Annotated in this window: 23 protein-coding genes; 20 read left to right on the forward strand and 3 right to left on the reverse strand. The window is 35.6% G+C overall.

Features of this window, described 5'->3' with window-relative positions:
- Positions 1 to 39: 39 nt before the first annotated feature.
- Positions 40 to 741 carry a DUF4181 domain-containing protein gene (locus ACSKT4_RS00555; RefSeq protein WP_186870072.1) on the forward strand — a complete coding sequence of 234 codons (702 nt, stop codon included), beginning with the start codon at positions 40 to 42 and terminating at the stop codon, positions 739 to 741.
- A gap of 239 nt (positions 742 to 980) precedes the next feature.
- On the opposite strand, the gene ACSKT4_RS00560 is transcribed toward ACSKT4_RS00555, so the two are convergent.
- The 3 genes from ACSKT4_RS00560 to ACSKT4_RS00570 form a co-directional block, all read right to left on the reverse strand.
- The gene (locus ACSKT4_RS00560; protein WP_186870073.1) at positions 981 to 2,333 is read right to left on the reverse strand and encodes a TldD/PmbA family protein; all 1,353 of its coding nucleotides are present in this window, start codon (positions 2,331 to 2,333) and stop codon (positions 981 to 983) included.
- Positions 2,334 to 3,728: a TldD/PmbA family protein gene (locus ACSKT4_RS00565; protein WP_186870074.1), complete on the reverse strand. Its 1,395-nt coding sequence runs from the start codon at positions 3,726 to 3,728 to the stop codon at positions 2,334 to 2,336.
- A gap of 150 nt (positions 3,729 to 3,878) precedes the next feature.
- Positions 3,879 to 4,706, reverse strand: coding sequence for a TetR/AcrR family transcriptional regulator (locus ACSKT4_RS00570; RefSeq protein ID WP_186870075.1), 828 nt, complete (start codon positions 4,704 to 4,706; stop codon positions 3,879 to 3,881).
- A 106-nt stretch (positions 4,707 to 4,812) separates the two neighbouring features.
- Here ACSKT4_RS00570 and ACSKT4_RS00575 point away from each other — a divergent pair, with 106 nt between their 5' ends.
- The 19 genes from ACSKT4_RS00575 to cyoE all read left to right on the forward strand — a co-directional run bounded on the left by ACSKT4_RS00575 (position 4,813) and on the right by cyoE (position 24,980).
- On the forward strand, positions 4,813 to 7,893 hold the full coding sequence (locus ACSKT4_RS00575; protein ID WP_465822627.1) for an efflux RND transporter permease subunit: 3,081 nt from the start codon (positions 4,813 to 4,815) through the stop codon (positions 7,891 to 7,893).
- Between the two features lie 158 nt (positions 7,894 to 8,051).
- Positions 8,052 to 9,272 carry a DUF819 family protein gene (locus ACSKT4_RS00580; RefSeq protein ID WP_465822628.1) on the forward strand — a complete coding sequence of 407 codons (1,221 nt, stop codon included), beginning with the start codon at positions 8,052 to 8,054 and terminating at the stop codon, positions 9,270 to 9,272.
- Between the two features lie 637 nt (positions 9,273 to 9,909).
- Positions 9,910 to 10,476, forward strand: coding sequence for an NADPH-dependent FMN reductase (locus ACSKT4_RS00585; RefSeq protein ID WP_186870078.1), 567 nt, complete (start codon positions 9,910 to 9,912; stop codon positions 10,474 to 10,476).
- Positions 10,477 to 10,584: 108 nt separating this feature from the next.
- Positions 10,585 to 12,537 carry a GTP-binding protein gene (locus tag ACSKT4_RS00590; protein ID WP_186870079.1) on the forward strand — a complete coding sequence of 651 codons (1,953 nt, stop codon included), beginning with the start codon at positions 10,585 to 10,587 and terminating at the stop codon, positions 12,535 to 12,537.
- A gap of 16 nt (positions 12,538 to 12,553) precedes the next feature.
- A complete protein-coding gene (locus ACSKT4_RS00595; RefSeq protein WP_211741617.1) occupies positions 12,554 to 13,120 on the forward strand; it encodes a GNAT family N-acetyltransferase in 567 nt (188 codons plus the stop codon).
- A gap of 52 nt (positions 13,121 to 13,172) precedes the next feature.
- Positions 13,173 to 13,892: a DsbA family oxidoreductase gene (locus ACSKT4_RS00600; RefSeq protein WP_211741616.1), complete on the forward strand. Its 720-nt coding sequence runs from the start codon at positions 13,173 to 13,175 to the stop codon at positions 13,890 to 13,892.
- 146 nt (positions 13,893 to 14,038) lie between these two features.
- A complete protein-coding gene (locus ACSKT4_RS00605) occupies positions 14,039 to 14,314 on the forward strand; it encodes a hypothetical protein (RefSeq protein ID WP_211741615.1) in 276 nt (91 codons plus the stop codon).
- Between the two features lie 156 nt (positions 14,315 to 14,470).
- On the forward strand, positions 14,471 to 15,295 hold the full coding sequence (locus tag ACSKT4_RS00610) for a DUF6612 family protein (RefSeq protein ID WP_186870083.1): 825 nt from the start codon (positions 14,471 to 14,473) through the stop codon (positions 15,293 to 15,295).
- Positions 15,296 to 15,570: 275 nt separating this feature from the next.
- Positions 15,571 to 16,755 carry a PcsB-like coiled-coil domain-containing protein gene (locus ACSKT4_RS00615; protein WP_465822631.1) on the forward strand — a complete coding sequence of 395 codons (1,185 nt, stop codon included), beginning with the start codon at positions 15,571 to 15,573 and terminating at the stop codon, positions 16,753 to 16,755.
- Between the two features lie 94 nt (positions 16,756 to 16,849).
- Positions 16,850 to 17,305: a DinB family protein gene (locus ACSKT4_RS00620; RefSeq protein ID WP_186870084.1), complete on the forward strand. Its 456-nt coding sequence runs from the start codon at positions 16,850 to 16,852 to the stop codon at positions 17,303 to 17,305.
- Between the two features lie 164 nt (positions 17,306 to 17,469).
- Positions 17,470 to 18,132 (forward strand): hypothetical protein, encoded by a 663-nt coding sequence (locus ACSKT4_RS00625; RefSeq protein ID WP_465822633.1) that lies wholly within the window; start codon positions 17,470 to 17,472, stop codon positions 18,130 to 18,132.
- Between the two features lie 131 nt (positions 18,133 to 18,263).
- The gene (locus ACSKT4_RS00630) at positions 18,264 to 18,530 is read left to right on the forward strand and encodes a hypothetical protein (protein ID WP_465822634.1); all 267 of its coding nucleotides are present in this window, start codon (positions 18,264 to 18,266) and stop codon (positions 18,528 to 18,530) included.
- Positions 18,531 to 18,872: 342 nt separating this feature from the next.
- Positions 18,873 to 19,073 (forward strand): cold-shock protein CspD, encoded by a 201-nt coding sequence (gene cspD / locus ACSKT4_RS00635; RefSeq protein WP_186870086.1) that lies wholly within the window; start codon positions 18,873 to 18,875, stop codon positions 19,071 to 19,073.
- Between the two features lie 432 nt (positions 19,074 to 19,505).
- The gene (locus ACSKT4_RS00640; RefSeq protein ID WP_425516488.1) at positions 19,506 to 19,769 is read left to right on the forward strand and encodes a transcriptional regulator SplA domain-containing protein; all 264 of its coding nucleotides are present in this window, start codon (positions 19,506 to 19,508) and stop codon (positions 19,767 to 19,769) included.
- Positions 19,762 to 20,790, forward strand: coding sequence for a spore photoproduct lyase (gene splB, locus ACSKT4_RS00645; protein ID WP_186870158.1), 1,029 nt, complete (start codon positions 19,762 to 19,764; stop codon positions 20,788 to 20,790). Before ACSKT4_RS00640 ends, splB begins: the two co-directional genes overlap by 8 nt.
- Before the next feature lie 206 nt (positions 20,791 to 20,996).
- Entirely contained in the window at positions 20,997 to 22,286 is a 1,290-nt protein-coding gene (locus tag ACSKT4_RS00650) for an Nramp family divalent metal transporter (RefSeq protein WP_343457244.1), read from the forward strand.
- Between the two features lie 106 nt (positions 22,287 to 22,392).
- Positions 22,393 to 23,274 (forward strand): aminoglycoside 6-adenylyltransferase, encoded by an 882-nt coding sequence (locus ACSKT4_RS00655; protein WP_465822636.1) that lies wholly within the window; start codon positions 22,393 to 22,395, stop codon positions 23,272 to 23,274.
- A gap of 32 nt (positions 23,275 to 23,306) precedes the next feature.
- The gene (locus ACSKT4_RS00660) at positions 23,307 to 23,924 is read left to right on the forward strand and encodes an NUDIX hydrolase (RefSeq protein ID WP_186870090.1); all 618 of its coding nucleotides are present in this window, start codon (positions 23,307 to 23,309) and stop codon (positions 23,922 to 23,924) included.
- 159 nt (positions 23,925 to 24,083) lie between these two features.
- On the forward strand, positions 24,084 to 24,980 hold the full coding sequence (gene cyoE / locus ACSKT4_RS00665; RefSeq protein WP_186870091.1) for a heme o synthase: 897 nt from the start codon (positions 24,084 to 24,086) through the stop codon (positions 24,978 to 24,980).
- Positions 24,981 to 25,431 lie beyond the last annotated feature (451 nt).

Genomic DNA, 25,431 nt, shown 5'->3' on the forward strand with positions numbered 1-25,431 from the left:
ATATTATTATATTTGTAATTATAGTAAGTGTAATTTTAAATGTTGTTAAATTTATCATCCGTAAACTATTTGCAATACCATCTGATTGGGGGGGGATATCAACCAATTAATAATACGCATAAATGGGGGAGGCGTATTTTTTCTCTGCTTTTTGTTCTCTCAATCTTTGCATTTATATTTGAAATTGGTTATGGATTTATCTATATCATTATAGGATCATTGTTCGCTTTATCTATTTTCGAAGCCTGTATGGAATGGATATATGAGCCAGAAAAGCAATATATCATTTCTATTATAGAATCAAGTGCATTTGCTGTAATGTTTATTGGTATTCTAATTATCTCCTTGCAAACATTAACGTTTGAAGAGGCGTTAAAAGAATATGGTTATATCGACATTGATTCCGTTGAAAAGATAGAAGTTCAAAATGTAGCTTGGAACGAGGAAGAAAAGGAGTTATGGAATAAAACAACGGTGAAAAGAGAAGTAATGATAGATGATCCTAAGTTGATTCGTGAAATATTCCATGAGTTACATGAACTAAAATATCGGGAGCGACCAATTCATCATGAAAATCGGGATAATTACTATCGGTTAAGCATAAAAGGGAAGAGCAATTTCGATATCACGGTTTATGATAAATGTATAGCATTTTATTTAGCGGATTATCAGTCCTATCGGATTCTTGATGAAAATAGTATGTATGAGTTCCTAGAAGAGATGGAACTAGGTTGGGAATAGTTTAGGTTTAACTTGCGTGTATGAATTTCAAAAGATAATCAGAGCTCAACAATGTATTTTGGTTAATAGCTCCGGAAATAAGAGTGACACTAGGGATTAAACCATAATGGTTCTGTTACACCGATAGTTTTTTTCCCATTAGGTATTCTTGGGGAAGTGGGTCTTTTCGAGAGGTTTATTCTTGAAGTGGCCCGTCAAATATTTCCGGAGCTTCTTTTATACTTTCTCTTTACTTTATTTTAATCTACGGTAACTGCTAACCCTTTTATTTTTAATGACGGAGATCCAATATAGCCATAATAATCCATTGGAGAGAATTCTAAGTCATTACCCACTTTTTCAATATCCATTAATAGCTCAAAGAAATTACCGGCAATCGTCATTTGATTAGTCGGCCCTACGATTTTACCATCTTTCACATATAGTCCATTTGCTGCAAGCGAAAAGTCACCTGAAATTTGATTCGCGCCGGAATGTAGACCGGAAAGGCTTGTAATGATGATACCTTCCTTCATAGTACTCATTAGCTCATCAAATGATTCTTCCCCTGGAACGACATAAAAATTCGATGGACTAACCCCAATTGAATCTTTATAGGAGGATTTATAACCATGGCCAGTAGATGCTACTCCGTCTTTTTTCGCTGTTTTTAAATTATGAAAATAACTTCTTAATATACCGTTTTGAACAAGGGTTAATTCTCTAGTAGGGACCCCTTCAGAATCAAACGTGCCACTACGTGTACCATCTTCTAAGAATGGATTATCAATTAGTGTTAGAACTTCTGATGCAATTAAGGAATCTAGTTTTCCTTTTAAGCGAGATTGGTTATCCTGTACTGATTTTGCTGAAAATGACGGAGAAAAGGTTGCAAATAATGGAGCTGCGGCATCGCCTTGTAGAATCACTGGATATGTCTTATTTGGATAAGATTTTCCGTTTAAATATCTCAAGCTCTTTTCTACCGCTGCTTTTGCAACTTTAGCTGGATCTAGTGAATAAAAGTCTTTAGTTAGCTTGAAGTGCATACCTGTTTTAACTTCATCATTTTCTTTAACGACGACAGAGAAAGCAACATAGAAAAAGTTATTACGATCTTCTAAGGCAAGCCCTTTATTGTTATACAAAGCCTTTTCCATTAGTTGATCCTGTATCATAGCATAATTAGTTTGAACAACTCTCGGATCAAATTCATAGATTTCTTTCTCTACTGCTTTTAAAAAGGAGATTTTTTCCTTAGTAGATATTCCAGATAGTGAAGGAGAATAAAAGTCTTTTTCTTCATAAGGGGCATCTCCTGAAAACAATTCTTCTGGATCATCCTCTAGCAAGATTGCATTTTCTTTCATATGTTCTAATAAAAAGGAGACGGATTCTTTATCTATCTTTTCAGTATAGGCATAGCCCATTTTACCATTGAATAGACCACGTACAGCTAATCCAAACGTGTTGGATGAATCGTAGTCATCAATTTCTCCTTTAAATATGGAGCAACCAAAGCTAGAATGTTTCTCATAATAAAGCTCCAAGTCGGTGAAACCTAACTTTTTTCCCTCAACGAATAATTGGTCACGAAATTCGATTACATTCATTTAAATTGTCTCCTTTCCGCCAACTGTTATTTCACTTACCCGTAATGTTGGTTGGCCAACATTGACTGGTACACTACCACTGGAAGCACCGCACATGCCGGCACCATGACCAAGATTATTACCAACCATGTCAACTTTCTGAATGGTTTTTGCTCCATTTCCTATTAAGGTTGCCCCGCGTAATGGCTTGTCGATTTTACCATTTTTTACTAGATACGCTTCATTTATAGCAAAGTTGTAATCGCCTGTTGCAGGGTTGACTTGTCCGCCACCCATATATTTAGCGTAAATGCCATATTCCGTGTTGGCGATAATTTCTTCTGGACTTGATTTTCCAGGTGCTATATAGGTGTTGGTCATTCTTGAAGTAGGTGCAAATTTATAGGATTCCCGTCTACCAGATCCAGTTGATTTTGCATTCATTCTGCGAGCATTGAATTTATCAATCATATACCCTTTTAAAATTCCATTTTCGATCAATATGTTTTTACGAGTTTTTTCGCCTTCATCGTCAATATTAATTGATCCCCATTCATTGGTTAGAGTACCGTCATCAATATAGGTTACGAGTTCTGAAGCAACTTTTTCCCCGATTTTATTAGCAAAAACGGAGTTATTCTTGGCAACTGAATAAGCCTCTAGTCCGTGTCCACATGCTTCGTGGAATATTACACCACCAAATTCATTATCAATGATGACCGGGAATTTTCCACTTGGAGCTGGATCTGCATGAAGCATCGTTACTGCAATTCGTGCTGCTTCCTTAGCATAATGGTCTAAATCTAGTCCCTCTATGTATTCAAATCCTTGAAATCTACCAGGACCATAAAAACCTGTTTGCATATCGTGCTCATTTGATGCAATTGCATTTATGACGAGCCTACTTCTTACTCGTCTATCCTCCACATAGGTGCCCTCTGAATTGGCAATTAGAACATTCTGCTCTTCTTCAACTAGACCAATGGTTGCCTGTGAAATGGAAGAATGATAATTTCGAACAATTTGATCTGCGTTCCGTAAAATGGCTAGTTTGCGGGATTTATCTACACTGTTTGGCATTAATTCTATCGGGTGAATGGATTCAACAATTTGTTTGACTTGTGGTAGTATGATAGAATTTTGCCCACGAGTACTTTGTATAGCTTGTGCAGCTTCATTCGCAGCTTTCATTAATCCTTCTCTTGAAAAATCATTGGTTATCGCATAAGCACTCTTTAATCCATTTAATACCCGGATTCCAACCCCGAAGTCACTACCAGATAGACTGTCTTCAAGTCTACTACTTTGTAATTTCATTCTACTAGTAAAACGATCTTCTACGAATATTTCTGAAAAATCGCCACCTGTACTTAGTGCGGCTGTAAGTACGTCTTCAATAAGCGCCTTGTTTAACATATAATCCTCCCCCTTAATATATTTTCACTTGTCAGAATTTATTTTACAATAAATTAACTATTAATACATATATCTAGAGTCGGTTTTTCACTCAGACTTAAGACGGAGGCAAAGGAAAAAGCACTGTAATGGAACAGTACTTTTAAATATTTAACGGATATATCGCCTTAATAAATAGGATAGCCATTTACAATCTGGGTGGTTACGAATGTTTTCAATTAATCCATTAATAATCGCTCGATTATAGCTTGGTTCTATAAGGTGTTGTTTTAATGTCACTAAGGATTCTTTTTCAATAGATTCTTCTATTTCCTTAAGGGATGTGTCTATCATAGAGATGAGTTTTTCTTTTGATATTTCTTCTATTAAAAAATCTTGAAACATTTCTCCCGTTTCTAACGTAATAAAAGGCGTGGTTATATTTTTAGCGAGGATATCTACTTTTTCAACTAGTGATGTTGCAATTAAATCAAGGTCAAGCTTACCATTATTAAATATGACAATATCGGCATAGCCGTTAATTAGTCCCTTTATTGCATAGATTAAATCATATTTGATTTCGTTTATGCTCTCGCCATATATCCTTTCTAGCATTTCTAGAAAAGTCTTATCAGCTATTTTATGATAATACTGCATTCTAGTTAGCAATTCTTTATTAAGGGAGTGATTCTGTTCTATCATGAGAAACTTCGCCAAGTCTCGATGCTGTAAAAATGCTTTAAAGATCTTATGGAAAATTTGATATAGAATATCCTTAGTATGAGTAGTTCTGACCACGTGGTCAATGTCGGCAGTGATTTGTTGCATGAAATGGTCGATAATCGCTAGAATAAGTTCGTCTTTCGACTTAAATGATAAGTAGAAGGCACCTTTCGATATACCACAGTATTCGGTTATTTGTTGTACGGAAGTTTTTTTGATTCCTTGATTTGCAAAAAGCTCTATTGATTTCTCCATAATTAATTGTTTTTTATTCATTTGTAAAAACTCTCCTAAATTACATAGCATATGGTTGACAAACTGACTGAACAGTCATTAGTATAGGGGAGTGAGTTTATAAAGTCAATTTAGGGTAGGTGTAAGCGTGAAGAATTTTGTCAACTTTGTAATAAAAAATAAGCTAGCAGTTTGGCTTTTGACAATTATTATTATTGTATCAGGAATATATTCTGGTTCTCGTATGAAGACAGAAATGATTCCAGATATCTCTATTCCTTACTTAATGGTGTCAGGAGTATATCCTGGTGCAACACCTGAACAGGTAATGGAAGAAGTCTCGATTCCAATTGAAAAAACAGTTGAGAATTTAGAAGACGTAAAGGCGGTTTATTCTAATTCCTATGCCAATATGGCTAGTATTCAAATCGAATATGATTATGGGATAGATATGAATGAGGCAAAACGGGCATTAGATTCTGCACTAGATAATGTAACATTGCCAGATGATGCTCAAGAACCAACTGTTACAGCTATTAGTATGGATATGATGCCTGTAGTTGCATTAAGTATTAGTAGTGATACGGAAGATATTGTGGAGTTAACTTCTACAGTAGAAGATATTATTCTACCAAAGCTTGAAAAGTTAGATGGTGTCGCTTCTGCTACCATCACTGGTCAACATATTGAAGAAATTGAATTACGATATGATGACGAAAAAATGGCTAGTCTTGGCATTACAGAAGATGATGTTGAGCAAATGATTCAAGCAAGTGATATGGCTATATCACTAGGACTCTATGAATTCGAAGAAGGGGAGCAAGCTGTAGCCCTTGATGGAAAGTTCATGTCTGAGGATGAATTAAAGGACATGTTAATTCCGGTAACACCTTCTGAAACACAACCACTTCCTTTTGTGAAATTAAGTGATATTGCATCAGTTGAAGTAGTAGGTAAAGTTCAATCTATTTCCCGTACAAACGGTGAAAACGCAATTGCCATACAGGTAGTAAAAGGGCAAAATGCTAATACAGTTGATGTTGTAAATAGTGTAAAGGATTTAATGGAAGAAGAAGAGTCTAATATTTCAGGGCTATTGGTTGATGTTTCCTTGGATCAAGGTAAACCGATTGAGGATTCTGTCGCTACAATGGTAGAAAAAGCAGTATTTGGTGGATTAATTGCGATTCTAATCATTCTACTGTTTTTACGTGATTTCAAATCAACCATTATTTCGATTATTTCTATTCCGGTATCTATCTTTATTGCATTAATGCTATTAAATTGGATGAATATTACGCTTAATATAATGACACTTGGGGCGATTACGGTTGCCATTGGACGTGTTATAGATGACTCTATCGTAGTTGTAGAGAATATATTCAGGCGATTACATTTAAAAGAGGAGAAACTGAATGGTCGTGCACTGGTTCGTGAAGCAACACTTGAGATGTTCAAACCAATCGCGTCCTCGACATTAGTTACAGTAGCGGTATTTGCGCCACTTATCTTTGTAGGCGGTATGGTTGGTGAGTTATTCATGCCGTTTGCACTAACCATGACATTTGCTCTAGGTGGTTCGCTACTTGTTGCGGTAACTATTGTACCAGCACTATCTCATTTCTTATTTAAGAAAAAACTATATGGTGAGAAAACAGAAATTAAACATAAAGAAGTTGGTAAGTTAGGAAACTGGTATAAAGGTATCCTGCGTTGGACATTAAATCATAAGTTTATTACATCAGCAGTAGCTGTAATTATGTTAGTTGGTAGTTTAGCATTAACACCACTAATTGGCTTTAGCTTCTTAGGAAGTGAAGAGGAAAAGGTCATGTACCTAACCTACACTCCTGCTACTGGGGAACTAAAGGATGAAACAGTCGCGAATGTAACGGCAGTTGAAGAAGCAATGCTTGACCGTGATGATATCGAAATTGTTCAATTATCAATTGACGACAGCGGCTCGGAATCTGCTATGCTGACGGGGGGCGGAGGTGCATTAATGTACCTCATCTTTGATGAAGATATGAAGAACTTCCCTGAAGTACGCGAAGAAATAGAAGAATATGTCTTTAATATTGATCAGTCAGGGGAATGGAAGAGCCAGAACTTCTCTGCTATGGCTTTTTCTTCCAATGAAATTAGCTACACCTTATATAGCGAAGATTTAAATAATCTAAATGAAGCTGTATCTATGTTAGAAGAGGTAATGCTAGAAAATGATGGATTAAAAGACGTAAGCTCAAGTAAAGAAGAATCCTATGTAGAGTACACGTTTAAAGTAGATCAGGAGGAGCTTCTCCAATATGGTTTAACAACGGGTCAAATCTTTATGGCGTTAAACCCTAACCGAACAGACAATATTTTAACAACTATTGAAAAAGACGGTACTAACCTTAATGTTATCGTGAAACATGATGAAGAAATTCAACAGCCAGAATCAATTGACGAAATGTTAAATATCGAAATTGAAACGGCTCTTGGTACTACGATGCCTCTATCTGAGTTAGTAACCGTTGAGGAAGGTACAACATTAAATACGCTTGCACGTAGTGAAGGTCAATATTATGCAACCGTTGATGGTACCATTATTTATGATGATATATCGAAGGTTTCTTCTGAGGTGGATGAAAAGATAAGTGAATTAGAGCTGCCTAAAGGTGTTACAACTGGTGTTGCTGGTGTTACAGCGGATATGGAAGAGACCTTTACACAGTTAGGCTTTGCAATGCTTGCAGCGATATTAATTGTATACTTCATCCTTGTGGTAACATTTGGTGAAGGACTTGCACCATTCGCAATCCTATTCTCATTACCATTTGCAGTTATTGGCTCATTTGTTGGGTTATTAATCGCAGGTGAAACTATCTCTGTAACAGTAATGATGGGATTACTAATGTTAATTGGTATAGTCGTAACAAATGCTATTGTACTGGTTGATCGTATCATTCATATGGAACGTGAGGGAATGGGAATGCGAGATGCAATACTCGAAGCTGGTGCAACTCGACTTCGACCAATTCTAATGACAGCAATAGCAACCATTGGAGCACTGATTCCTATGTTATTTGGAAGTGCAGGTGGAGGATTAATCTCTAAAGGACTTGCGATTACAGTAATTGGTGGTTTAGCAAGCTCAACCCTATTAACTCTAATCATTGTTCCAATTGTTTATGAAGTATTATCGAAGATATTTAAAAAGAATCGTAAAGAAGTAATTGAAAACTAATTAGAAAAGAAGAGGTTGTCACATGATGAAAAATAGTGTGGCAGCCTTTTTTATTTGCTACTCCACATGAAACTATCATAATAGTTTCATAGTTAGCGAGCTCGTTCTGAATACGGTATAATTTATTCATATTATAAGGACTAAAAGGAGTAGTTAACATGATTTATTCATTAATTCAACCGGATGATTCGTGGATATTATGGGCATTTTTAGCAGGTTGGGCAGGGATTAGTATTTATTTAGAGCAGAAATATGAATGGGCTTCAAAAGTATCTGGAGCAATAATCGCATTAGTTGGAGCTATGTTATTAGCTAATTTAAACATAATACCAACCGATTCAGCGGTATATGATACGGTTTGGGCTTATGTTGTTCCATTAGCTATTCCATTATTACTTTTCCAAACAAATATATTAAAAATATGGAATGAAAGTGGCAGATTATTAGTTATATTTCTTATAAGTTCAATAGGAACAGTCATAGGGGCCATAGTAGGGTTCTTTCTATTAAAAGACTTCATTCCAGATTTATATAAAGTAGTAGGGATGATGACAGGCTCGTATATTGGGGGAAGTGTTAACTTAGCAGGACTTTCCGCACGATTTGAGACTCCAGGAGATTTATTATCCTCTACGGTTGTTGCTGATAACCTGATGATGGCATTATATTTCTTGATTTTGATGGTAATTCCGACTTTAGCGTTCTTTCGTAAACGTTACCATGCTCCATACCAAGAAATGATAGAAAAGTCAGCAGATAAAGATGAGAAAAATTTAGCAGCTTCTTATTGGAAAAGAAAAGAGATTTCATTAAAGGATATCGGTCTTGCGGTAGGTTCTGCGTTTACATTAGTTGCTGTATCATTTAAACTAGCTGAGTTATTTGATTCCCTTATTCCTTCTGGAGAGAATGCAAACTTTGCTTATCATGCCTTAAACGGATTTTTAGGTGATAAATATTTAATGTTAACAACGGTAACGTTAATTACAGTAACGCTATTCTCACGTTTCTTTGAAAATATTAAAGGTGCCCAAGAGATAGGTACGTATTTAATTTATATATTCTTTGTTGTTATTGGGGTACCAGCGTCACTTCCAGTTATTTTACAAAATGCGCCTTTATTATTTGTATTAGTATTCATTATGGTTGCGCTAAATATGATAATCTCCTTTATATTTGGTAAACTATTTAAATTTAATCTCGAGGAAATTGTCCTAGCAAGCAATGCTAATATCGGTGGCCCGACAACTGCAGCTGCAATGGCTATTTCTAAAGGGTGGACGAAGCTTGTTGCTCCAATATTAATTATTGGTACATTGGGATATGTTATTGGTAATTATATCGGTGCAGCAATTGGATATTGGTTTGGGTTATATTAAATGGGAAAAAGAGGCTGGAACAAAACTATTTCTAACATAGGATAAACCGAACATGAAAGTTAGCGCATCAAACCCGCCCCGGAAATATACTTGCGGTTGCTTCCAGTACAGGGGCGACATCTGCTCGAGAGAACCTCGCAGTGTCTTCTTTATACTTTATCACAGCATAAGTGCGACATCTGCTCGAGAGAACCTCGCAGTGTCTTCTTTATACTTTATCACAGTATAAGTGCGACATCTGCTCGAAAAGACCTCGCAGTGTCTTCTTTACCGTCGGGCGGCTGGTGAGCTTCCTAAGAGCTAACGCTCCCTTGGGGTCTCACCGATGCCTTTCCTCCCACAGGAGTCTCCGTATATTTCCGGGGCTAATGTGGTGATGGTTCGTTTTAATACCTTTGTTTTAGTTTTGTCCCAGGCTCTTTTTGAATTTGTAGAATAAAGTAGTTTTATAGCTATGTTTTGCCTTTCTTTGTTATTAAGATGGATTTTAAGCAGTTTATTAGCTATCATTTTCTGGTTTGGTGTACTATGACTATAGTAAGTGAGAAATAATCTCACTTGTGATAAATGAACCATAACAAAGTAACGTTACAATAAAACGATTATATAGTTGTACCGGAATAAGGAGGAAGCTAGTTTGAAAATTGTCGGGTTATCCGGTTCTATCACTGGTTCGAAAACACGAACTGCTATGGATTGTACGATAAAAAGAATGATAGATAACAATCCTAATGCAGAGGTTACATTATTAGATTTAAAAGATTATGATATTCAATTCAGTGATGGTCGGAATTATTTAGAGTATGATGGGGATACCGGGTATGTTGTCGAAACAATTATGGCTGCGGATATAGTGATCATAGGAACTCCCATTTTCCAAGCTTCCATTCCAGCCCCTTTAAAGAATATCTTTGATTTACTACCTGAAAACGCTTTTCTAAATAAAATTGTCGGGCTGATTGTCACTGCTGGTTCAGCGAAGCATTTCTTAGTGGCTGAGCAACAAATAAAACCTATCTTGTCCTATATGAAAGCTCATATTGTTCAGACCTATGTATTTATAGAAGAACAGGATTTCTATCAAAAGAAAATTACAAATGACGATGTATTACTACGAATTGATCGATTAGTAGAAGATATCGTTGTATTAGCGGAAGCTTTCCATACGATTCGTGAAGAAAAAGAAGCGGAATATGGATTTTAACAGAACTTGGAAGCCAAGGCCCAATGTTTTTTCTTTGAAATAGAAGAGCTGGTTACTTCTAGGTAGGTTGGTATAATATGCTGCGAGTAGCTTAAAAGGAGTATTCAAATGAATAAAACGATTGGGATCCTTGCTCATGTTGATGCTGGTAAGACCACCTTTTCAGAACAAATACTATACCATACGAAGGCGATCAAGAATAGGGGAAGAGTGGATCATCAAAGTTCTTTTCTGGATAGTCATGAGATAGAGAAACTACGGGGAATTACAGTTTTTGCTGGTCAAGGCTATTTCTCTTATATGGGTTCTAGCTATTACCTTATTGATACACCTGGACACGTTGATTTTTCTCCAGAAATGGAGCGGGCTGTACAAGTGATGGATTATGCCATCATCATAATTAGTGCAGTTGAGGGGATAGAAGGACATACAGAGACGATTTGGAAGCTTTTACAAAAACATCAAGTTCCCGTCTTTTTCTTTATTAATAAACTAGACAGAACTGGGGCAGATGTTAATCGGGTAATAGCAGATATGAAGCTATATTTTTCAGAAGATATAATCGAATTACCTTCACTTGCAGAAGGAATGGTATTAGATGAGGAAGTTATCGAGTTTATAGCAGAACGTGATGAATCGTTATTAGAGTATTATCTGGAGAATGGCTATCACGCAGAAAAATGGCTTGAAAAGATACAACAAATGATAATTGATGGTACGATTTTCCCTGTATTTTCTGGCTCTGCTTTACAAGATATTGGTATGAAGGAATTTTTAGATGCGTTTCACTTATTGACATCGACAGCATATAAAAGTGAAGGTGAGTTTTCAGGAAGAGCCTATAAAATACGCTATGATAATTCAGGTACAAGGGTAACATTTATCAAAGCGTTAAGTGGAAGACTGAAGGTGCGCGATGAAGCGACCTATAAAATTCAAGAGCAAATCATTTCGGAGAAAATAACCCAAATACGAAAGTTAAATGGAAGTAATTTTGAAATTGTTCCTGAAGTTAAAGCAGGAGAGCTATTTGCGGTAACTGGTCTAACTAGGGCGAATATAGGGGACGGCATTGGGGCAATAACGGATAGAAACACGTATGAATTAGTACCTACTCTTCGTTCCAACGTTGTATTTGAACCACATGTCAATGTGAAAGAAGCCTTAGCGTATTTTAATATGTTAGATGCCGAAGATCCTTCCCTAAAAGTAACTTGGGAAGAGCGACTTCAACAAATTCATATCCATGTAATGGGTACTATTCAGCTTGAAGTATTGGAACAAGTTGTTATGGAACGTTTTGGTTTAAAGGTTCTATTTGAAAAACCAGAAATCATATATAAAGAAACCATAAAATCTGAGGTTATTGGTTATGGTCACTTTGAACCGCTGCGCCATTATGCTGAGGTGCACTTGAAGTTAGAGCCTGGAGAACGGAATAGTGGTATCCTGTATGATAGTAAATGTCACACCGATCACTTATCGGTTGGATTACAGAACTTAGTTAAACAACATGTGTTTGAGCGTGAACATCATGGATTGTTAACTGGATCGGCATTAACAGATGTAAAGATTACGCTGTTAACTGGTAAATCTCATCCGAAACATACTCATGGAGGAGATTTTCGAGAAGCAACCTTTAGAGCAATTAGACAAGGGTTAGAGAAGGCGGAGAATGTATTATTAGAACCGTATTATCACTTTAAAATCAAGGTGGATATAGACCAAATGGGAAGGGTTTTATCAGATGTCCAGGCCGCACATGGTCGTTTTGAAGCACCGGTGACTGAGGGAGAGAAAGCTGTTATCATTGGTCAGGTACCAGTAGCTACGTTTATGGACTATCCGATGAAACTTGCTTCTTTTACAAAGGGGAGGGGGAGTATGACACTAACTTTTTCGGGGTATGACCAATGTCATAATGAGGAAGAAATTATCAAGCGAATAGCTTATGATAAAGGTGCCGATCCAGAATATACGTCATCCTCGGTATTTTGTGCTAAAGGAGCAGGTTTTAGTGTGAACTGGGATGAAGCGGAGAAAATGATGCATTTATTATAAAACGGAGGGGAAATTGATGAAACAAGTCCACACAAGGTTTCCAGTAATGGAGACAGAACGATTACAACTTAGGAAAATAGAAGTGCAGGATGCAGAGAATATGCTAACCTATTTGCAAGATCCAGATGTTATGGAATATTATGGCTTACCACCCTTCGTTTCGACGGAACAAGTACTTGATGAAATAGCTTGGTATAATAAGATATTCACTCAACAAACAGGTATCAGATGGGGAATCACACTAAAAGATGAAGATAAGATTATTGGCAGCTTGGGCTTTCTTAATTGGGTGCCAATGCATCATCGCGTGGATATTGGTTATGAGTTAAACCAGGAATACTGGGGGAAGGGTATAGCAAGTGAAGCATTGCAGGCGGTATTAGCATACGGTTTTGAAACAATGGAGCTGGAACGGGTGCAAGCACTAATTGAACCAGCTAACTTGGCATCTATCCACTTAGTAGAAAAACATGGATTTCTTCGCGAAGGATTGTTACGAAATTATGAATATGGTAATGGTAAATTTGATGACTTACTGATGTATGCCATTTTAAAAAAGGATTTCTTAGCTAGTTCTAAATAGAAGAGCTAGTCAATTAAATAATAAAAGGTAAATAATATTAAGGAGTTTTATAATGAAAATTGAAGTATGGTCCGACTTTGTTTGTCCATTTTGTTATATAGGGAAACGTAGATTAGAAAGTGCACTTGAACAATTTCCTAATCGTGATCAAGTAGAAATTGAATATAAAAGCTTTGAACTTGATCCTAACGCACAAAACTATGCAGGGGTTTCGATTCATGAAGCTTTAGCAAAAAAATATGGAATGAGTGTAGAAGAGGCTAAACAAGCTAATCATGGGATTGGAGAGCAAGCGAAGAGTGTTGGATTAGAGTATAATTTTGATACAATGAAGCCTACTAATACGTTCGATGCCCATCGGTTAACAAAATATGCAGAGACAATTGGAAAAGGGAAAGAACTGACAGAACAATTGCTTCACGCATATTTTGTAAGAGGTAAATTAATTAGTGACCATGATACGTTAGTAGAGATAGCTAATTCTGTAGGTATAACTAAAGAAGAGGTCGTAACTGTTTTGCAGGATCAGGAGAGATTTGCTAGTGAGGTACGTAATGAAGAAATGTTAGCACAACAATATGGTGCAACTGGTGTACCATTCTTTGTTATCAATCAAAAATACTCCATTTCAGGTGCACAACCGACAGAGTTATTCTTAAGTGCAATTAATCAAGTTTGGGAAGAAGAAGCGCCAAAGCCTAAATTGAAAAAATTAGGAGAGGAATCAGCAACTGTTTGTACAGATGAGGGCTGTGTAATTCCTGAGAAATAGGCCCTTAAATTGCTTGTCCCTAGTTACTTCTTGTCTTTGTCTGTTAAAAATAAGTATCCAGATTGCTTACACATATTTGCAGTAATGTTTGGAACACTATATAAAGGAAGTTTTAGCTAGTTCAAGCATAATGGAGGGTACTTATTTTGGCACAGGTAAATATGCATGAGAAACTACAGCAGGCAAGTAAAATGTTAAAAGATGCCCAGGCTTCAGTCTTACAAGCTCAAGGGCAAGATTTACAACAATTAGAGCAAGCAGAACAATTACTGAACCAAACAGAAAATGAGCTAAGAAGCTTACAAAACCAAGCTGGAACAGAAGCAACAGACAATTCGCAGTTTCAGCAGGCTTTTGAGGATTTACATGATATTAGACAGCAAGTCCAAGAAGCACAACAAAATATTCATGATATACCGTAATGAAAAAAGGAAACTTCCATTCTTATAATTGGAGTTTCCTTTTTGTTTATAGGCCTTTTGAATCAAATAGGAGCATTTACTGTTTTTCGTGAAACCTTTATAGATATTTGTCGTATGATTAGACGTAATAAATATTTATAAAGGGGATGTAACATTTTGAAAAAGTGGATAGTAACGGTTTTTCTAGTAATGGTTTCTATCGGGCTAGCTGCCTGTGGAGAAAACGCAGAAAATGTATTTAACAAGGCACTGGAAGCATCTGAAAACATGGAAAGTGCGGAAGTAAGTATTAAGTTGGATCAAGAGCTTTCTGTGGGGGATGAAGGGAAGATAACGATTACTAGTGATTTGCAAGGTTCCGTCATAAATGATCCGATCGCAATGCATCAAAAGGGAATTATGTCCATGTCGATGGATATTCCAGGTATGGGTAGTGAAGTACCATTAGATATGGAAACAGAGATGTATCTAGTTGAAGATGAAATGTATATATTTGAATCCTTAACAGGAGAGTGGATTAAAGCGGATAGTTCTATGATTCCACTTGAAACAGTAACAGCAAATCAGCCAGATGTGTCTGAACAACTAAATATGATGGAAAAGTATGTAGAAGATTTCGAGTTTGAACAAGTAGATAATGAGTATGTATTTAAATTAACTGCTGATGGGGAAGGCTTTAAAGAACTTTCTCAAGAAATGCTAGACGAATATCTTCCTGAAGAATTAACTGCGGAGCTAGGTGATTTATCACAGCTTTTTGAGGATATGGAAATAAAGAATCTGTATATTGAAATGGTTATTGACAAGGAAACATATGACTTAAAGAGATACAACATGGATATGGAAATGTCCATGACGGTAGAAGGCGAGACAATTGATATGGTACAGCATGTGAAATCCGAATATAAAAATGTGAATAATATAGATTCCATTGAAGTACCACAAGATGTAAAAGATGCAGCAGTAGAAGGCGCATATTAAATAGAGAACCAGACTGGGACATAACGAAAGTGTTAAGTGAAAAGGCTACCTATTGTTTGGAGCGCTGTTGTCATATTAACACCAGGTTGTGTCCTGACTACTTTAAGCAGAGATAGAATACACTTTATGTGTTCGGTAATGAATATCAACTAATCGATTGGTACTAAATTATGAAATGTAATTGTAATATCCTGCTAAAGAGGTTGAAATCTAGTAATGGTATACTTCAATTTAAAGTATGTATCTACTAGATTATAGGAGAGCAGGGGAAAAAGTTGAGAAAATTAACTGTAATTACCTTAGCTATTACAATTATTTTTGGTATTTCATTTAGTACACATGTTTTAGCTGATGATAAAAAAGATGATTTACAAGAAATTAAAAAGCAGCGTGAACAAATTCAAGAGAATCTTTCAGGTGCAGAAAAACAAATTTCTACTATTATGTCTGAAATTGATAACCTAAATGAAGAGATAAACGACGTAGAAGAAGAAATTTCAAAAAAGCAATTATTAATCGATGAAACTGAAGATAAGCTACATAATACGGTTAATGAAATAGAGCAGCTTCAGAAAGAAATTCAAGAATTAGATGAAAATATAGCTAAACGACATAAGTTATTAGAAGATAGAATTTCTTCTTATCAAAAGTCTGGTGGACATATTAGTTATCTGGAAGTATTGTTCGGAGCTCAAAGTTTTAGTGACTTTATTAGTCGTATTACGATGGTAAATACAATTACTAAATCCGACTCAGATTTAATTGCCCAATTAGAGGCAGACATGAAAGCAGTGGAAGAAAAACAATTACTCTCATTAAATAAACTTGACCACTTAAATGAACTGAAGCTAGAACAAGAAAAAGCTTTAGCAGAAGTACAAGAACAAAAGCAACAAAATGAGCAGAGGAAAAATTCACTTGAGTCGAAACAAAATGATCTCTTAGCTAAGATTGAAAATTTAAAATCAGAAGAAAATAGTTTAGCTTCGATGGAATCAAAAGTTCGAGAACAAATTGCTGCTGCTAAAGCAAAAGCAGAAGCTGAGGCAAAAGCGAGAGCCGAAGCAGAAGCAGCTGCAAAGGCCAAAGAAGAAGCCAAAAAAGAGAGAGCAGAACGTGAGCAAAAAAATAGTAACAAAGGCACTAATGAAGATACATTAAATCAAGTCAGTGACAAAACCCTTACGGTAACAGCAACAGCCTATACTGCAAATTGTAAAGGGTGTTCAGGAACTACCCATACGGGGATAGATTTAATTGCTAAACCGGATACAAAAGTTATTGCAGTCGATCCATCAGTGATACCGCTTGGGTCTGTTGTTTATGTAGAAGGCTACGGTTATGCTATCGCTGGAGATATTGGTAGTGCAATTAAAGGAAATAAGATAGATGTATTCGTTCCAACTCGTGCGGAAGCCCTAAAATGGGGAGTAAGACGAGTGAAGGTTACCATTCAATAAATATGGTGGAGATGTGTCGTTCATTAGGCACATCTCTTTTATTTGAATATAACAAGCTTTTTATTTATAATAATTCTAGATAGGAGGAGCAAGTATGTCATTTTTAAAGCAATTTAACCTGAGTAGAACATCTTTACTCACCTTCATCCGTGAGTTAGATGAAGATTTAGTAGATCGAAAGTCCAAGTATTTTGAAAATACAATTCGTTGGTATATTGGAAATACCTTATTAATGAACGAAAAATTGCTGTTCGTTAAAAAGTCATCTCAAAAACTACCAAGCCATTATAATGAGCTATTTAGTTCTGATATTGCGGTTGCGGATTGGTCGGTTGAAGTCCCGACATTAGAGGAATTAATTGGACAGTTGGAGGAACAACAAATCAGAATCAATAATTTTGATGATTTGTTTTGGAAATCAAATGTAAAATTTAAAGTTCCTTATGGACATGTTGAAACACATGGTGATTTGTTAATTATGTTAGCACATCGTGAATCCGAAATTCTCGGTAAAATTAAACTAATTAACCAAGTTATTAATGCTGAATAAAAGGAAACTCGCTTTAAGCGGGTTTTTTTACTTAAAAGAAAGTCTTTTTGGCTAACAAAATGAGTTTTTTCTTTATATATACTAAATATCTAGAATTTTTGTTAAAATATAATTAGATCATCCCCATGTTTAATCTTCATTTTATATTGAAGGAAGGTTTTCGAATGTCTTTTAGTCGAGAATTGCTGCGACATGGTTGGCTAATGATGTTAGTGTTAATACTCAGTTCAAATATGTTGCTATATCATACAACATTCGGTGTGTCGATCATTCCGGAAAATTCAAATGGAGTAGTAATCGGCTCTATCATTGACTTAGCTATTGTATCCCCAATACTCTTTATTGCTTGGATTAGGAAGTGGAGCTGGAAGTATATTGTTAGTGCGATTGCAATAGGACTAATTCTTACTAGGTTTCTTATCCCTTTCCATTACTTACAACCTTTTGCAGCTCTTACATGGATCGGTTTTATAGCAGAAGGGGTATTAATTCTAATCGAGTTAAGTATATTGATATCTTTATTCGTTTATATTCCCAAAATAATAAAACTGGTAAAACAAAGCGCATTACCGGTATTATTTTCCTTCCATCAAGCAGTACAGCAAATGGTTAATAACGCCCCCATTATCCACATAATATGTTCTGAAATGCTTATGTTTTATTATGCTTTTGCAAGCTGGAGGAAGCAACCTAAATTGACCCAAACAACTTTTACTTTACATCAAAATTCTAGTTTTATAGCCCTACGAATAATGCTTATCCACGCCATTGTGATTGAGTCCATTGGGATCCATTGGTGGTTACATAATATTATATTTCTCCAGTAGTTGCTGTTGTACTCCTTATTTTTAATATTTATGGTGTTATTCTTTTACTAGGAGATATCCAGGCTGTTCGGTTAAACCCTACACTGGTTACGAATGAAAAGTTATATGTATCATTAGGTTTGATGAAGCGTATGGAGTTGGAATGGTCTAATGTAGAAAGAATAATCCATCATACCGCAGAGTTAGATGAAGAGAAAGCGAAAGAGACGGTCGACTTTATTGCTCAAGACTTAGAAAAAGTAACTCCTACAGTCATACTTGAATTAAGAAAACCGACCCAAGTAGTATTAATCATGGGATTTAAAAAACAATACAGAAGGGTCGCTATTCGAGTGGATGAACCGGAAAGATTTGTTAAGGTATTGCGGAACAAATTAGAAACAACTGTTAACGAGTAGATGGCTAGTGCTCAATGAAACTTGTAGAAGTATGGAGAGCATGTAACACTTAAATAATAATGTTTTGGTATAAAGTTTCTTCAGTAAGTATGCTTACTGGAAATACAATGAAAATGTAGAAAGTAGATTAGACATAATGGTTTCCATTTAATGTTTACGATATTTTATAAAAAAAAGGTATAGTTTTTATCTGAAACGTGGTATACTAATATTAACTTATTGATGTTCGTGTTAGGATTACAAGATATATGTAATAACTTTCTAGTCATTATCTTCGTCTTGAATTAGCATCTTGAACTGAAATTAGTAATAACGTGCATAAAGCACATGGAGGTTTTCTTAATGAACACAGGTTCAGTAAAATGGTTTAACGCAGAAAAAGGTTTTGGATTTATCGAAGTTGAAGGTGGAGACGATGTATTCGTACACTTCTCAGCAATTCAAGGCGACGGTTTCAAAACTCTAGAAGAAGGTCAACAAGTATCTTTCGAAATTACAGAAGGTAACCGTGGACCTCAAGCAGCTAACGTTACAAAATTATAATTAGCTTAAAAAAGTTCTTCTCTTTAGAGAAGAACTTTTTTTAGTTTATATATACTTCATTAGATTTATAAGTCTAATGATTCTATTGCATTATACCAATGCAATACAGTTCCCACATAGCCTCTAATATCTAAAATAGTCCTCATCTGTATTAACTGTTTCGGTCACGTGTAGAATGAATCTTATCCTCGGTTATAAGCAGATATAGCTGTAATCATTCAACAAGAATTTTTATGATTAGAAACAGTTTTAGAATTTTATAATGGATTTCCATAAATTCTCCTCTAATCCGTTATTTTAAACTTATCTCTAGAAGGAAGTTCGTGTGCAATATTACCTCTTATTTTATTTGAAAGAGCTCCATTATTTATATTTTTTCACATAATTACCAGAAGAAGAGGAATAATGAAGATAATTATGTGAAAGGGTTTGGTGATTGCTTTGATAAGAAATTTTAGTCCAGGCGAGGTAGTTTATATTATTATTCGAAACCCACATGCACAAGATGTTGCACAAGTTCAACAAGCTGCAGTAGTAGTCAACCCTGATTCTCCTTTTGAACTAGCATTATTTGCACATGAAACATACTACCCTTTCTCGGAGGAATTCGCTGTCTTTAGAACGGAAGAAGAGGCAGAACATGCTTATAAAGAAGCCTTCGGAAAGCCAGAGGAGTTTGATGAATTCTATGGTTAAGCCCTTTGTACCTCAATTAGTTTATATCGAGCCACGTGCACTCGAATATTCACTTGGTAAAGAGTTATTGCATAAGTTTCAAAATATGGGAATAGAAATTAGAGAAACAACCTCCCACAATCAGATAAGGAACCTACCTGGGGAAAATCATTTTCAGAAATATCGAACTGCGAAGTCTACTCTTGTTGTTGGTGTTAGAAAGACATTAAAGTTTGATACATCTAAACCTTCTGCGGAATATGCAATTCCTTTTGCTACAGGATGTATGGGGCATTGTCATTATTGTTATTTGCAAACAACTATGGGAAGTAAGCCATATATTCGTACTTATGTGAATGTAGAAGAAATATTCGAGGCAGCCGAGGAATACATGAGTGAACGAGCACCAGAGATAACAAGATTTGAGGCATCCTGCACTTCAGATATAGTTGGTGTTGATCATTTAACCCATACACTAAAAAGAGCAATAGAATATTTTGGTAAGACAGAACATGGAAGGCTCCGTTTTGTTACAAAGTTCTCTCATGTAGACCATTTACTGGATGCTGAACATAACGGAAAAACTCGTTTTCGTTTTAGTATAAATGATGATTATATTATCAAGTATTTTGAGCCAGGAACTTCACGGTTGAATGAAAGAATCGAAGCGGCAGTTAAAATTGCAGAAGCTGGTTACCCATTAGGTTTTATAGTAGCTCCAATATACTTACATGAAGGTTGGAAAGAGGGATACCGTGAGATGTTTGAAATGTTAAATGATGTTCTTCCAACCTACGCAAGAAGGGATTTGACGTTTGAGATGATTCAGCATCGTTTCACAAAACCAGCAAAGCGGGTAATTCAACAAAACTACCCTATGACTAAATTAGAGCTTGATGAATCGAAGCGTAAGTGGAAGTGGGGGAAATATGGTATAGGAAAATACGTTTACACGGATCATGAACAAGAGGATATTAAGGATACATTGGGGAGTTATATATATCGTTATTTTCCAGAAGCCAAGATTGAATATTTTACGTAAACATAGAAATAGTTTTATAGAAAGAACTGTATCTTCATTTGTAGAATATCACAATTGGAGGTACAGTTTTTATATGTTAGAATGTTATATGAAAAAATTGTAGTCTATAAAGATAGATAATTCTTTATTGATTTTACATGCCAATTATATTGGAATAATTAATCTACTATGGGTAAAACCATAATAAAATTTAAAGGGGGAATTTGATGCCTGGGTCAAAGGCAAAGGTTAATGGAAATAATAATAGTAATAATACGATCAAGGATGAACGTATTTCCTTTAAGGATTATATGAAAGGGTTAGGCCCAGCAGCGATTGTGGTCGCTGGAATTATTGGGCCTGGTACGATAACAACGATGTCCGTAACCGGTTCTTCGTATGGTTATCAAGCTCTATGGATCATCATACTTGCTTGTATTTTTGCCTATTTTTATCAAGAACCAGCAACCAGAATTACGATTGTAAAAAAGATTTCGATTATGGAAGGTGTTAGAGATTATATCGGTAAGCCTGTTTCGATATTTTTATTTATAACCGTCTTAATTGGTGCAATTGCATTTCAGGCAGGTAATTTTACAGGTGCTGCACTTGCATTAAATTATTTTATTCCAGATATTTCTTTAACAGTATGGGCATTATCGATGTCGTTGGTTGCACTAGTGATAGCTTGGATTGGTGTTTATAAAATATTAGAGAATATTAATAAGGTCCTCATTGCCTTGATGATACTGGCATTTGTCCTTACCGCTTTTTTCTCAGGACCAGACTTAGGAGATCTGGTAACAGTTGGTTTTTCCTTTCAAACTTTAGGAGGAGAATATTGGTTAGTTCTAGCACTCCTTGCTACAACAATGCCGCCGAATATTGTCCTTGGTTTGTCCGCTTTCACAAAATCCAAATATAAGAATGCGAATAACCTCTCTACTAAGCGTGAATTAAAACTTTCCAAATTTGATTTACGGTTAAATATGACAGCTACAGCATTAATTACTGGAGCTATCTTGGTATGTGCTGGTACTGTCATGTATACACAGGGGATTGAAGTAGAAAGTGCAGCAGATATGGCAGTACAGCTAACCCCATTACTGGGTAGATATGCTGCAGTATTATTTTCTTTAGGCTTATGGGCAGCTGGCTTCTCTTCTGGTCTATACCAAATTTCCTTAGCTTGTATGCTGATGAATGAGTCAATTGGTAAAGAAGAAGATTTTAAGGCGACTAGAAGTAGGGTAATAATGCTTGTAACAAGTCTTGTACCCATTATCATTATTATGATGTTCGAAGCTGTTCCGATTGGGATTATTGTTACGGCTCAGGCCTTAAATGGACTAGCATTGCCAATAGTTGCAGGGATTGTTCTCGTTTTATGTAATAAAAAGGAAGTTCTTGGATCGGCGATAAATAATACTAGACAGAATATCATCTATGGATTTATTTTGTTAGTCGTTACTTTACTAGCGATTCGAGTATTTTTAGATTTGTTTGGGATAATATAATCTGTAAGCGACAGAGCATTCTGTCGCTTTTTCTATGTGCGTAGACTATAATGCAAATAGTATAACTATTTAAATAAAATGGATAATATTAGGGGAAGTTAATTTAATGAGAACAGAACAAGAGATGGTCAAATTAATCTTACAGGTAGCAAAGGAAGACGAAAGGATACGTGCAGTATATATGAATGGTTCAAGGGCGAATGTGAATGCCCCAACGGACATTTTTCAAGACTATGATGTTGTTTTTGTTGTAACTGACGTGAATTCATTTGTAATGGATCAGAATTGGATTAATCGATTTGGAGAATTTTTAATGATCCAGGAGCCTGAGAGAAATGATAAAGCACTTGGAGCTGATGTGGATTTAAGTCAGAACTATGGCTATTTGATGTTATTTTCAGACGGAAACCGTATAGATTTACATCTTCAAACAAAAGAATTCATGTTATCGACATATCAAGAGGATAGTCTTACAATTTCTTTACTGGACAAGGATGGTTGGTTACCGGAAATACCACCAGCAACTGATAAGGATTACTGGATTACACAGCCATCTGAAGCGGAGTATTTCAGTTGTTGTAATGATTTCTGGTGGTGTATACAGAATGTCGCTAAAGGATTATGGAGAGAGGAGCTACCGTACGCTAAACAGATGTATGAACTGGTAATTCGTCCAAGACTTAATCAAGTAGTTTCCTGGTGGATTGGAATGAACCATGATTATGAAATCTCCCCTGGTAAAATGGGGAAGTACTTTGAATTGTATCTTCCGAATGAATATTGGAAGATGTATCGAAGTACGTACACGGACGGTGATTATGAAAATACTTGGGATGGGGTATTTATTACATGTGAATTATTCCGAGTACTAGCGAAGGAAGTAGCAAATCATGAGGCTTTTCACTATGTAGAGAAAGACGGTCAAAACATGATGAAGTATTTAACCAGGGTACGAGCGTTGCCAAAGGATGCAAAAGATATTTTTTAGGTTTATCTGCTGGTAGAATAAGGGGTGGAATAATGGAGCCAAAATGGTTAACTTGGGCAAAGGAGCTTCAAGCAATTGCCCAGAATGGTTTAACGTATTCGAAAGATGTATATGATATCGAACGGTTTGAAGAAGTTAGAAGAATCAGTAATGAGATTCTGGCGACACAAACACTTACTGACAACCAAATCATCAGAAATTTGTTTGCTAATGAAACAGGTTATGCAACGCCAAAGGTTGATATTCGGGGAGTTATTTTTCGTGATCAGCAGTTACTGATGGTAAAAGAAAAAACAGATAATAAATGGGCATTACCTGGAGGGTGGGCAGATGTAGGTTTATCACCACGTGAAGTTGTAGTAAAAGAGGTAAAAGAAGAAACAGGTTTAGATGTAGAGGCTAATAAGTTATTAGCAGTATTGGATAAAAAATGTCATCCCCATCCACCTTCTGCCTATCACGTATATAAATTATTTATTCAATGTGAAATAAAAGGTGGGACACTTGAAACAGGTGTGGAAACTAGTGAAGTTAGTTTCTTCTCACCAGATAGAATACCAGAATTATCGGAAGCTAGAAATACGAAATCCCAAATAGATCTGCTATTCCATCACCTTAACCATCCTAATCTTGAAGTTAAACTAGATTAGAGAGAAAAATATTATTTTCCTTCATATTCTATTCGTTCAATAAATAGTACTAATTTTGCAAGAAAAAAAACGAAAGAAGTGTTACAATAGTAGAAGTGTTAAAGGGAATATAGTCCTATAGTTTTTGTGGGATTGATAGAAGGGAATATAAACAGTAGTATGAGTAACTTTAAGGAATTAAAACTTACTTTGGATAAAACTTTAAAAACAGGAATTATTAAATCTAATCTTGTTCCGATGTTTGCTGGTCTAACATTGGCGATGTACACGTATGAGTATAAGATTACAGACAAAATTCCTGAGATGATTCTGGCGATTATCGGTACAGCCTTAATTATTGGCGCTGCAGGTGCTTTTAATAATGTGTATGATCGTGATATTGATGCGGTAATGGAGAGAACGAAGGTAAGACCGACGGTAACAGGTGCCATTAGTATAAAAACAACGATATGGCTTGCTATTATATTGGCGGTAATAGGAATATTAGCACTTTCTCTTACAACTTTATTATCAGCGCTATTAGGATTTATGGGTCTGTTTTTATATATAGTACCGTATACGATGTGGACTAAGCGGAGAACGGTCTATAATACTGAGGTTGGTAGCTTGTCAGGAGCAATGCCACCTTTAATTGGGTGGGCTGCAATTTATCCTGACATTACGCATCCGGCTCTTCTTGGATTATTTGTAATTGCAATTCTATGGCAAATGCCACATTTTTATGCCATTGCAATTAGAAGACGTGATGATTATAAAGCAGCGAGTGTTCCGATGCTACCTGTCGTAAAAGGTATTAAAAGAACCTATTTGCAAACAAATATTTACTTAATCATTATGATGTTAGCAAGTTTTCTATTAGGATCTTTAAGTATTGGCCTTATGTTAGTAGGTTTATTACTTGGCGGGATTTGGTTAATAATTAGTATTGTTGCCTATAGACAAGAAGATTCGGAGAAATGGGCAAAAATGTTATTTATCTATTCGCTTATCTATATGACAATCATGTTCTCGACGATTATTATCTATTCATTAATGGGAATTATATTTAATTTGTAAAGATAAAGGTCCTTATGGGGCTTTTTTCTTTTGGGCATTTTTTACTGGGTAACAGAAACCTTTGTAAGACTTTCGCAATACGTTATTCTAAAATAAATGTAGAAATAGAATGAATAATAGTTGAATGTATAATAATCCAAATCTATGTATGACTTTATGATTATTTTTATTTCCAAGTATAGGAAAGTTATGGTTTGGGGGAATAGAACTACTCAGAATCAAAGATTGATATCATAGAGCTTTAAACGTAATTAACCTATTTGTTAATACGACTATTTTCATGGAACAATAAGTATAGAAGGTAGTAATAATTATTCATTTTTAAATATTCGGAAAACAACGACAAAATACGACGGAATATGACAAACCCAATCCATTATAGTGAATACAACAACATAGAGCATTTTCAACCAGACATCTTCTTACTTTTCGAGGAAAGGAGGCAAGTTTG

It is taken from the genome of Ornithinibacillus liuyingii (genome assembly GCF_055550225.1).

Bases quoted from the DNA above. Each gene is read 5' to 3' on its own strand.
- ACSKT4_RS00625 (WP_465822633.1), top strand. From the start codon at position 17,470: ATGTCTTTTAGTCGAGAATTGCTGCGACATGGTTGGCTAATGATGTTA.
- ACSKT4_RS00580 (WP_465822628.1), top strand. From the start codon at position 8,052: ATGATTTATTCATTAATTCAACCGGATGATTCGTGGATATTATGGGCA.
- ACSKT4_RS00565 (WP_186870074.1), bottom strand. From the start codon at position 3,728: ATGTTAAACAAGGCGCTTATTGAAGACGTACTTACAGCCGCACTAAGT.
- ACSKT4_RS00590 (WP_186870079.1), top strand. From the start codon at position 10,585: ATGAATAAAACGATTGGGATCCTTGCTCATGTTGATGCTGGTAAGACC.
- ACSKT4_RS00655 (WP_465822636.1), top strand. From the start codon at position 22,393: ATGAGAACAGAACAAGAGATGGTCAAATTAATCTTACAGGTAGCAAAG.
- ACSKT4_RS00620 (WP_186870084.1), top strand. From the start codon at position 16,850: ATGTCATTTTTAAAGCAATTTAACCTGAGTAGAACATCTTTACTCACC.
- splB (WP_186870158.1), top strand. From the start codon at position 19,762: ATGGTTAAGCCCTTTGTACCTCAATTAGTTTATATCGAGCCACGTGCA.
- ACSKT4_RS00595 (WP_211741617.1), top strand. From the start codon at position 12,554: ATGAAACAAGTCCACACAAGGTTTCCAGTAATGGAGACAGAACGATTA.
- ACSKT4_RS00570 (WP_186870075.1), bottom strand. From the start codon at position 4,706: ATGAATAAAAAACAATTAATTATGGAGAAATCAATAGAGCTTTTTGCA.
- ACSKT4_RS00650 (WP_343457244.1), top strand. From the start codon at position 20,997: ATGCCTGGGTCAAAGGCAAAGGTTAATGGAAATAATAATAGTAATAAT.
- ACSKT4_RS00600 (WP_211741616.1), top strand. From the start codon at position 13,173: ATGAAAATTGAAGTATGGTCCGACTTTGTTTGTCCATTTTGTTATATA.
- cspD (WP_186870086.1), top strand. From the start codon at position 18,873: ATGAACACAGGTTCAGTAAAATGGTTTAACGCAGAAAAAGGTTTTGGA.
- ACSKT4_RS00555 (WP_186870072.1), top strand. From the start codon at position 40: ATGTTGTTAAATTTATCATCCGTAAACTATTTGCAATACCATCTGATT.
- cyoE (WP_186870091.1), top strand. From the start codon at position 24,084: ATGAGTAACTTTAAGGAATTAAAACTTACTTTGGATAAAACTTTAAAA.
- ACSKT4_RS00560 (WP_186870073.1), bottom strand. From the start codon at position 2,333: ATGAATGTAATCGAATTTCGTGACCAATTATTCGTTGAGGGAAAAAAG.
- ACSKT4_RS00660 (WP_186870090.1), top strand. From the start codon at position 23,307: ATGGAGCCAAAATGGTTAACTTGGGCAAAGGAGCTTCAAGCAATTGCC.
- ACSKT4_RS00630 (WP_465822634.1), top strand. From the start codon at position 18,264: ATGGAGTTGGAATGGTCTAATGTAGAAAGAATAATCCATCATACCGCA.